This window comes from Candidatus Aminicenantes bacterium (assembly GCA_026393795.1).
Taxonomy (GTDB): domain Bacteria; phylum Acidobacteriota; class Aminicenantia; order UBA2199; family UBA2199; genus UBA2199.
Genome location: JAPKZL010000108.1, coordinates 1 through 10,113 on the forward strand (window position 1 = coordinate 1; position 10,113 = coordinate 10,113).

Genomic DNA, 10,113 nt, shown 5'->3' on the forward strand with positions numbered 1-10,113 from the left:
AGGACCGGCATGAACTCGATGTGCCAGTGAAAGAAATCGCCGACGCTGTTCTGGCACGGGGCGTTGTGGATGATCAGGTTGTAGTCGGGCCGGCTCAGCAGACGGCCCACCCGGCCCAGGATATCGCCCAGTATCGTGCTCAGGCTGTTCAGCTCGTTGTCGGGAGTGCTTTCAAATGCCGGGTTGTGGCGCTTGGGATAGACGGCCAGCTCGAAGGAAAAGCGCGGGGCATAAGGGGCCATGACGATGAAATGCTCGTTCTCCACGAGCAGGCGGCGGTCGGCCTCGCTTTCATATTGGATGATGTCGCAGAAAATGCAGCGTTCCTTCATTTCGTAGTGGGCGCGGGCGCCGTCGATCTCCTCCTGGACGCGCAGCGGCACCACCGGCAGGGCGACGAGCTGGGTGTGGGAATGGGAGAGGGTGGCGCCGGCGGTCGGGCCGAAGTTCTTGAAGACCATGATGTATTTGAAGCGGGTGTCCTTTTTCAGGTCGAGGATGCGGCTCTTGGCGGCGAGCATGGTGTTCTTGACCTGGTTGCCGTCGATGTCGATGCGCTCGGCCGGGTGCTCGGGCGTTTCGATGATTACCTCGTGGGCGCCGATGCCGCTGATCTTGTCGTAGAAGCCTTCGCCGCTCTTGCGCAGCTCGCCCTCGATGCGCAGGGCCGGGAACTTGTTGGGCACCACGCGCAGGCTCCAGCCGCGTTCGTTGGCCCGGGAATGGTCGGGGCGCAGGGCGAAGGTTTCGGGCGGGGTCATCGCCTCGTTGCCGGGGCAGAAGGGGCAGTTCTCCGGCTTGGAAATGTCCTTGTCGACGACGATCTGGTAATACTTGGGCCTTTTTTTCCTTTCCTCGGAAATGATCACCCAGGTTCCGGTGATCGGGTCCTTGCGCAGTTCGGGCATCGCTCACTCCTCGAAGGCGTTTTCCAGATGATCGCAGACGAAGCCGTCGTCGCGGCGCAGCACCGAGACCACGTCGAAGCGCACGCGGAAATCGCGATAAGGCTTGCGCGCCGAGAAAAAGCGGGCGGCGCGGATGATCTTCAGCTGCTTGGGGCGGGTGACGAACGCCTCGGGGGCGCCGAAGTCGCTGGTCTTGCGCGTCTTGACCTCGACGAAGCACAGGATGTCGCCAATGCTGGCCACCAGGTCCACCTCGGCGCCGGCGACGCGGTAGTTGGGCTGGATGATCTTGTAGCCCTTGTTCTTGAGGAAGGCGGCGGCGGCTTGCTCGCCGTTCTGACCGATGGTCTTCTTGTCCAAGACCTCTTATTTAAGGTGGATCCTCTTCTCCACCATATGGATATTCAGCGTCTTCAGTTCGGCCAGCACCGGCTCGTAGATCTCGGGGTTGACCGGGGCCAGCACCCCCCTGAGCGCGATCTTGTCCTCGGCGATCAGGCGGGTGCCGATGGCCATCGGCAGGCTGACGGTGCGGGCCATGGAGGTGTCGCCGTTGGGGATGCCGAAATCGATCAGGGTGGAGGTGATCAGGTCCTTGGACTTGTCCTTGTTCTTGACCTGGAAGCGGTGGCGCAAGATCAGCATGTCCTTTTCACCTTCCTTGTAGAACAGCTTTTCCTGTAGGCGCTGGCTTAGCACGTCGAGGCGGTTGTCGAAATCGCCGACCGCGTCGTCGCTGAAAAGGCCGAGCCACTCGAAGCGCTTGATGATCTCGGAGTCGGGCGCGAGGCCGAGCTTCTTTGCCGTTTCTTCCTTCACTTGCTGCGAAGTCGGGGAGCCGATCAGATCGGCTATCATTTTTTTGAAGGTGCTCTTCTTGAGGTCGGGGATCGGCGTTTCGTCGACAAGTCCCAGGTCGACGATCTTCTTGAAGGTGTCGCACCAGCCCAGGTTGCGGTAAGTGCCGCGGATGACCGTCTGGGCGTCCTTCAAGCCGTACAGCTCCTTGTAGGGGACCGAGTCGCGGTTGGGGTACACTTCAAATTTTCCCAGCCCCTCGATCTCCTCCACTTTATAGTTCAAAAAGAGGTCCTTGCCCTCGATCTCGACGATCTTGCCGTTCTCCAGGAAACGGGCCGAATTGCGCGAGGCCAGGATCACGCCGCGCGGGCTCCAGGAAAACTTGTAGCCGAAGGGGTTGTCGTTGTTTTCCGGGGCCGGCAGTCCGCCGCAATAGGAATGGAAATGGATGATCTTCCCGCCCTCGGCCTGGACGCTGTGGATGATCTTCATGGCCGACATGTGGTCGATGCCCGGATCGACGCCCATCTCGTTGAGGAACAGGAGCTTCTTTTCCCGCACCGCCGGGTCGAGTTTTTTCATCCCTTCGCTGACGTAGGAGGTGGTGACCATGTGCTTGCCGTGCTCGAGGCAGAGGTTGGCCACCTTGACGTGGTGGATCCAGGGCAGCAGGCTGATGACGATGTCATGGTCCTTGATCAGCGCCGCCAGCTCGCGGTTGTTCTCCACGTCGATGGCCGCGGCGCGGCCGTTGCCGTGGCCCTTGACCAGCTTTTCGGCCTTGGCCACCGTGCGCGAGGCCACCGTGACCGTCAAATTCTTTTGCTCCAGCAAGTAGCTGACTCCTGGCCTGCTCACCAGGCCGGCGCCGAGAACCAGGATTTTTTTCATCGCGTGCCTCCTATTTTTTTAGGAAATCGTTCATGTATCGGTAATCGGGGCAGAAACTTCCATGCTGCAGGATCAGCGCCTGGCGCACGGCATACGGCAGCTGCGCGGCCACGCCGGCTTTGTGGAAATCGGTATGGCTGATGGCGGCGACGAATTCGCGCAAGACCGACGAAAACTCGGCCGAGGATTCGCGCGAAAATTCGCAAGGCAGGTTGTCCACGGCCATGACCGTCACTCCGAGCGGGTCGATGCCGGCGGCAAAGCGGTCGTTCTCGGCGAAATAGGTGTAATAGGCGGCATCGGGTTTTGTGGCCTGGTTGGTGATCTCGATCGAGCCGTCGATGTCGCAGCTGATGTCGCCGATGACCTGCAGCGTGAGGTTGGATTCCAGGATGGTGCGCGTCTTCAGGTATTCCTTGCGCACCAGGCGCGGGTATTTCGGGGTCCAATAGATGCAGTTGACCAGGATGGAGAGCAGGGGCAGGTAGTTTTCGAACTTGGATTCGTATTTTTCCGGATGGGCGTAATAGTCCTGCAGCTCGAACGCCCCGTTCAGCGGCCGGACAATGTCATCCTCGCTGAAAACCACCTTGAACAGGTTCAGGTTGTCGTTGCTGAAGTTTTCGGCCATTTCGGTCAGCGCCTCGGCGGAAAGGATCTTGTAGGGCAGCAGGTCGAAGATTTCCTGGGCGCCGCGCGACACGTTGCCGTAGCCGGCAAAACCGACCACCAGCGGGCATAGGTCCGCGGGAAAGCCGTCGCGGTCGATCTCCCGGCCGACGGCAGCGACGGCTTGCTTGGCCGCTTCCAGCGATTCGTACTGGTAGGCCTGCTTGATCGCGGCAAACGGCGTCGGCAGGCCGCTTTGCAGCAGCTTCTGGCCGTAGCCGTGCAGCGTGTCGAGCATGCCCGCCAGCCCGGCGTAGCGGCCGAAAAAAATCAGGCGCTGGTTCTTTTCGTCGATGACCCGCTCGTAGTCGATCAGGTTGCATTTCAAATCGACCATGGTTTTCAGCATCGGCAGGTTGTGATGCTGGCCCTTGATGGTGTGCGAAAAAAAGACATAGGTCTTTTTTTTCTGGAACAGCTCGACCGGGATCTCCTTGACGGCGTAAACGACCTCGGCCCGGCCCAGGTCCTCGCTGACCTCCGCTCCGGCCTGGCGGTATTCCTCGTCGCTGAAGATCCGGATCAAGGACGGCTGGATGATGGTGTGAATGCCGTGCGTTTCCCTGAGCCAGCGCACGTCGGCGGGGACCAGCGGCACCCGTTTTTCCCATTCGTTCTTGTCTTCGCGGCGGATCCCGATAATTTTTTTCATTCTATTTCCGTTGACGGTTTTCGGCCAAAATCATACTCTAGCAAATTCCGCCGCTTTAGTCAATCGTTCCCGGAAGTCGGCCGCCAAACGGTTTGATCACGGCCACGCCGGCTCGCACCGCGCGGCGGCGCGGCGCGGAAATCGAAATTGACGGTCAACGCGGCGCCGAGAACTCAATTGACCCTCGGCGTGGCGCCAGGTTCTTAATTGACCGTCGGCGCCTAGGATGCTATAATGCGGGCTCTTGTTTTGGAGGAATCAATGCAGCGCTGGAAGTTGCTGTTCACTATATTTGCCGTCACTTTCACCACCATGCTGGCCGAAGTGCTCCTGACCCGCGTCTTCTCCGTTGTCTATTTCGGGCAGTTCGCCTTTCTTATCATATCGCTGGCCCTTTTCGGCTACGGCCTGAGCGGCGTTTTCCTGGCCGTGCGCAAGCTGTCCCAGCGCCAGGACCAGGCGTCGTTGCTTTCGCGCTTCCTCCTGCTTTTCATTGTCTCTTTCCCGCTGGCCTACAAGGCGACCCTGGTGTTTACCATTGACTTCCTCAAGCTCTTTAACCCGATGCAGAACTTCCTCTTCCTGGTCCTCAATTTCCTCGTCCTGCTCATGCCTTTCTTCTTCGGCGGCGTGGTGCTGGCCCTGTTCTTTTCCGCCTATTCCGAGAGCATCGGCCGCCTCTATTTCATTGACCTGGTCGGGGCCAGCCTCGGTTCGCTGGCCATCATCCCGCTCATCCCCTGGTTGGGGCCCAACCGCATCCTGATCCTCCTCTTCTGCCTGCTCACGCTGGCGTGGTTTTTCATCGCCCCGGCGCGAAAACCCATCCGCATCACCGTCTTCGGCCTCCTGATCGCCGCCTTCGCCGCCGCCTTCGTGTTCGAGGCGACGGTCTTTCCCATCATCCCGACGCGCGAATCGGACAAGCGCCAGTACAATGCCCAGCTGAAGAACAAGCGCATCGAGTACAGCAAGTGGAGCACCATCGACAAGATCGACGTCGCCCCGTGGCTGAACATCCGCAAGGTCATCTGGATCAACGGCGGCACGATGATGTCGTTCATCATGAAGTTCGACGGCGACCTTTCCAAGCTGGAAAAAATCGAGTGGGATCCCGCCTCGCTGCCGTACCAGGTCGCCCGCAACGGCACGGCGGTCATCATCGGCTCGGCCGGCGGCTACGAGGTCCTTTGCGCCCTCTCGCACAACTTCCGCTACATCGTGGCCATCGAGATGGACCCGGTCATCTGCTCGCTGCTCAAGAAGGAGTACGCCGACTACACCGGGCGGATCTTCCATATGCCGCAGGTGGACCTTGTCGCCGACGAGGGACGCAGCGTCCTCAAACGCTTGCGGCGCAAGTTCGATGTCATCCAGATGGTCAATTCGCACAACCCCGACTCGCTCCTCTCCGGGGCGCTGAGCATCTCAGAAACCTACATCTACACGGTGGAGAGCTTCAAGGACTACTGGGAGCACCTGGAGGATGAGGGGTTGGTCTACATCGTACACTGGAACGGCGAGCGGCTGTTCGCAACGGCCCTGCAGGCCTTGAAGGAGATGGGGGTGGAGCACCCCGAGGAGAAGTTTTTCGTTGCCCAGCACCGCGGCGGCTTCAACTTCTTTTTCCTCAAGAAGGGGGCGTTCACTCCCCGCGATTACGACATCCTGAAAAGCTCGGTCGCCTCTGCCGACGACATCGTCTATTCGCCCGACCTGCGGCTGAATAACCTCTACTACCACATGATCGACGACCTTGACCGGACCGTGCGCCACTCCTCGGTCAACATCGCGCCGGTCTACGACCGTTCTCCCTATTTCAACCAGCCGAACCGCATCGGCCAGTTCCGCTTCCGCAACATGCTGATCAAGGGCATCGGCGAGGACGTCGTGCGCTCGGCCATCGTCTATTCCAATTCCATCTACCTGTCCATCCTTTCCCTGTCGGTGCTCTTTTCGTTCCTGTTCATCTACCTGCCCCTGCGCCGCAAACGCGCCGGCCCGGGCCAGAAGCCGCTCATCTTCTATTTCTTCTTCATCGGCCTGGCCTTCATCATGGTCGAGATCATTTTCATCAAGATATTCCAGCTCTATCTCGGCAGCCCCGCCATTTCGATATCGATCATCATCTTCTCGCTGCTGGTCTCCTCCGGGCTCGGCAGCCTGCTGACGGCGCGCGCTTTCCGTCCCTTCGGTACGCGCATGATCCCGTCCTTCGCCCTTTTCCTGGCCTTGCTCCTCGGCTTCTACGGCTTCGCCCTTTTCCCCATCCTCAACCGGGTGATATTCCTGGGTTTTTTCTGGCGCATCCTGGTCAGCTTCGGGCTGATTTCCCTGGCCGGCTTTTTCATGGGCGCTTTCTTCCCCGAGGGCATCCGCCGCTTGGGAGCGGCGGACAAAGGGATGATCGGCTGGGCCTGGGGGGCGAATTCGTTCGCCACCGTCCTGGGTTCGATCATGGCCGTGATCGTTTCCATCAACTGGGATTTCACCGTCGTGCTCATCCTGGCCGCGCTGGCCTACCTGGCAGCCGCCTTTTTCAGCGCCCGGGCGGGAAAAGCAGTGACGGCGTAGGGCCCGATTTTAGGGTAGGGGCAGAAGGACATTCTATTTTACCTGGTACAGGGAGACGGTCGTGTCCCAGACCGGGAAGGCGCGCAGCAGCCTGAAGTGGGCGGCAACATCGGGAAAGCGGCGCTTGATCCAGCCCAATTCGGCATCGTTGAAGCGGTCCAGGGCCAGGACATAGTCGGGAGCGTAGCGGCGGAAGGGATCGCGGTCGTTGAACCAATTTTCATAGGACAGGACGGCTCTGAGATTCGTGCCCAGGGTGAGCCTGGGCGCTTCCTGGCCCAGGACGACCGAGCCGGCGGGCAGCGTGGCCATGAAACGCGAGGCGGCTTCCAGGCGAAAGGAGGGCCGGCGATAGAACTGGCTGTCATAGAGAAACAGCGATCCGGCCAGCATCACCGCGAAGACAAATACCGCCGCCGACCTTCTCCAAACGGCACGGGCGCTTGTAAAATAGATCATGATCGCCGCCGCGGCCGGAATGATCAGGAGGCGCAAAGCGAGGGGAAAAACACGGAAAAAGGGATTGCCGACGGCCTGGGAATGGAAAAACGGAAAGAACAGCCCGGCCGGGACAAGGGCCAGCGGCCAGAAGAGCCGATGCTGGCTGGCGATCCACTCACGGTCCCTGAGCAGGAGCGAAACGGCCAGGTAAACTGCCGGCAGCAGCGGCAGGTAATAGCGCAGCGGGCGGTAATTCAGCAGCCCCATGGTCAGCATGGCGCCGATGATCCAGAAGAAGACGAACAGGTCGAGGTCAACGGCATGGCCATGGCCGCACGCCCGGCCGTAGCTCCGCGCCCGGACGATCTTCAAGAGGGCCCAGGCGCCGAAAAGAACGAACAGGAGGCCCGCGACCGGCATCAGCTGGAGATAACGCGGTAGCGGGTTGTGCCAGAGGTTGGCGAGCGCTTGCGCGAGAGAGCGGGGAAGGGAGAGCATGCCCCAACCGCTGCCGATCTTGCTGAAGGTCGAGCGGAAGGGGAGATAAATGCCGAAAAACCACGGCAGCGCCGCCGTCAGCACGCCGGCCAGGAAGACGACAAACGTGCGGGGATCGGCGCGGCGCCAGGCCCGGTAGGCTACGGCCAGCAGGGTCGAGATCAGGAAATAGGCGAACAGATACTTGGACAGGGCGGCGACGGCGGCGGTCAGGCCGAGGCAAAACAGGGGCCAGCGTTCCTCCTCGGGGCGCATGAACAGATAGAAGCCCAGCAGGAAGCCGAAGGCCGAAAAATTTTCAAGCAAACCGATGCGGCTGTACATTAGGCTGTAGAAATCGAAGGCGAAAAGGCAGGTCAGGGCCAGCGCCTGGCCCGGTCGCAGATAGCATCGCAAGCCGGCATGGAAAAGGAATATCCCCAGCAGGCCGAAGAGGATGTTGATCGCCTTGACCGTGACGATGGAGATGCCGAAGATTTGGAAGCCCAGGTAATAGATCATGGTCAGGGGGGCGTTGTAGACCATCGGGTTCCACTCGTCGGTGATCCATTTTCCGAACAGGACCTTGTTGCGGGCGTTGTGCGAGTAGATCCCCTCGTCAAAATAGATGCCGGCGCTTCCCGAAATCTGCGGCATGATCAGGGGCGGATCGGCTTTGATGTGCTGCAGCCGCAGCAGGGCAGCGCCGATCAGCAGCAAGGCCAGGGCGAGCCTTCTCGCCCAAACGGCCCGGCGGGCGTTGCTCGCGGTGGGAGCCTCGGGTTTCAGATCCACTGGCTGAGATTGACGAAGGCCTTGATCTTGACGTCGGCTTCGCGCAGGCGCGCCGAAAGGATCTTGGCCAGGATAAACAGTATCTTCGCGCCGCTGGCCGGGTCTTTCTCGATGAAGAGCAGGAAATTCTCGCGGCTGATCTCGAGCATGAAGGTGTCGCTGTGGGCGATGGCGGTGGCGCTGCGCGGCAGGTCCTCGAGCAACGCCATCTCACCGAAAAAATCGCCTTTTTTCAACACGGACAGGGTTTCCTCGCCGCTGATCTTGGCCTTCTGGGTGATGCGTACTTCGCCCGACACGATGATCATCAGCGATTTGCCGGTGGTGCTCTCCTCGAAAATCGTGTCCCCCTGGTGGAAGATGCGCTCCTCGGCCAGAGCGGCCAGTTCCCGGACGGCCGTCATGCTCAGTTGGTTGAACAGGCTGAGTTTTATGAAAATTTCGGCGATGATGTCCTTGATATCTTCCATGGCGGCTATTGTAGCATAGTCAACCCGGTTTTTGAACACGCGGCGCGGGCCCGTTTCACGTCAATCCGCTGGCGCCAGGATGGGCTCCAGCCCTTCATGGATGTAGCGGCGCAGGAAGCCGTAGACGTCGGGATGGGAAAAATGCAGGTCGCCGACCTGCTCGCGGACGGCGCTGGTGGAGATGGCGAACTCGCCCCTTTCGCTGCGGTAGCTGAAATGGAGATCGGTCGTGTCCAGGCTCACCAGCAGCGAGAGCAGCGTTTCCTCCAGGTTGCCCAGGGGCGGGCAGTCCAGGTGGCTGCGCTGCATGCTGGCCCTGACCTCGGTGCCGCGGCCGACCGCGCTGCGGATGGAAAAATCGCCCCGGCAGACCTGGGCGGTGGCCTTGAGCAGCGGGATGCCCAGCCCGACCTTCTTGAAGCTCTTGGTGGTGAAAAACGGGTCCTGGACCTTTTCCAGCGTCTGTTCGTCCATGCCCCGGCCGTTGTCCGCCACCTGCACGTTCAGGCTGTCCCGATCCTTCGATTCGACGATGTCCAGGCGGATCTGGCCGGCGCCGGCGGCGACCGAATTTTGCACCAGGTCGATCAGGTGGAAGCAGATATCTTCAACCATGATTACATAAAAGCCAGTAAATACAAGGCTTTCGGGGTTTTCTGTATACGCAATAGAGACGCAAACCAGGCTGGTTTTCTCATAATATATAGTGCAGCGTTTTTTAAAATGTTTTCAAGGTTTGGAAACTGGAAGCCCGTCCCCAGCAGTTTTATCCTCGTCTAGCAATTCGGTTTGTATGTTTTGTTGGGCTTCCGGTTCTTTTGGTTCGTCAGACTCGTCACTTGGCTTATTTTCTAAAGATTCCCGTGGCCGTCTTGTTGTTTTTCCGTAAAAACGACGGACTCGGGTCTGGGCCTTTGCTGCTTCTTCTCCATCAAGAACGTCTCGCTTTAACACCTCATTACTTAGAACTTTTGTAATCTCTTCTGGTGATATGTTCACACCATCTGAGAGCTTTCTCAATTCGCGACGAAGGGAGCCAACTAATTCATCGGAGAGTATAAGGGCACCCAGAATAAATCGGTTGATCGTGAGAATCTTTTTGTGAAAATCCTCGCGGGCTTCTTTGGCCAAACCTTCTTTGCAGAGAATGAAGAGTCTTTCCAGGTGCTCTTCATTCTTTGCGTCGAGTTCATCGAATGTGAACTCGGAAATAAAATCCCATTTTATTGGCTTCTCAAACCGGAGCTTATAGAGTTGCCATACTAGCCCACTTGTGAGAATAATCCATTGGGCCCCACTATTGGCACCATACTCAATGGCTTGACGTAGATGGGCTTCCTTGAGGCTGAGACCGATTGCTTTTATTTCGATAAGGAATTCGATCTTGTTATTGAGTTTAATAGCCAAGTCGCAATAGGTCCCACGAACGGCGAAT

At 59.0% G+C, this 10,113-nt stretch carries 9 protein-coding genes; 1 reads left to right on the plus strand and 8 read right to left on the minus strand.

The features are described from left to right. The 4 genes from NTW95_05335 to NTW95_05350 form a co-directional block, all read right to left on the minus strand. Positions 1 to 908 (minus strand): DUF4931 domain-containing protein (locus NTW95_05335; protein MCX6556842.1); only part of this gene is annotated, 908 nt, incomplete at its 3' end. Positions 909 to 911: 3 nt separating this feature from the next. Next, a complete protein-coding gene (locus tag NTW95_05340; protein ID MCX6556843.1) occupies positions 912 to 1,268 on the minus strand; it encodes a YraN family protein in 357 nt (118 codons plus the stop codon). A 6-nt stretch (positions 1,269 to 1,274) separates the two neighbouring features. After that, positions 1,275 to 2,600 (minus strand): DUF1493 family protein, encoded by a 1,326-nt coding sequence (locus NTW95_05345; protein MCX6556844.1) that lies wholly within the window; start codon positions 2,598 to 2,600, stop codon positions 1,275 to 1,277. Between the two features lie 10 nt (positions 2,601 to 2,610). Further along, a complete protein-coding gene (locus tag NTW95_05350) occupies positions 2,611 to 3,921 on the minus strand; it encodes a hypothetical protein (protein ID MCX6556845.1) in 1,311 nt (436 codons plus the stop codon). A 261-nt stretch (positions 3,922 to 4,182) separates the two neighbouring features. Between NTW95_05350 and NTW95_05355 the strand changes: the two genes are divergently transcribed. Further along, positions 4,183 to 6,495 (plus strand): hypothetical protein, encoded by a 2,313-nt coding sequence (locus NTW95_05355; GenBank protein ID MCX6556846.1) that lies wholly within the window; start codon positions 4,183 to 4,185, stop codon positions 6,493 to 6,495. Positions 6,496 to 6,528: 33 nt separating this feature from the next. Here the strand turns inward: NTW95_05355 and NTW95_05360 are convergent, their stop codons facing one another. From NTW95_05360 to NTW95_05375, 4 genes are all read right to left on the minus strand, one after another. Continuing rightward, positions 6,529 to 8,208 carry a glycosyltransferase family 39 protein gene (locus NTW95_05360; protein ID MCX6556847.1) on the minus strand — a complete coding sequence of 560 codons (1,680 nt, stop codon included), beginning with the start codon at positions 8,206 to 8,208 and terminating at the stop codon, positions 6,529 to 6,531. Further along, positions 8,199 to 8,678, minus strand: coding sequence for a cyclic nucleotide-binding domain-containing protein (locus tag NTW95_05365; GenBank protein MCX6556848.1), 480 nt, complete (start codon positions 8,676 to 8,678; stop codon positions 8,199 to 8,201). Before NTW95_05365 ends, NTW95_05360 begins: the two co-directional genes overlap by 10 nt. A gap of 60 nt (positions 8,679 to 8,738) precedes the next feature. Beyond that, a complete protein-coding gene (locus NTW95_05370; GenBank protein MCX6556849.1) occupies positions 8,739 to 9,293 on the minus strand; it encodes an ATP-binding protein in 555 nt (184 codons plus the stop codon). Positions 9,294 to 9,407: 114 nt separating this feature from the next. Beyond that, positions 9,408 to 10,113: type I restriction enzyme HsdR N-terminal domain-containing protein (locus tag NTW95_05375; protein ID MCX6556850.1), on the minus strand; the 706-nt coding region annotated here is incomplete at its 5' end.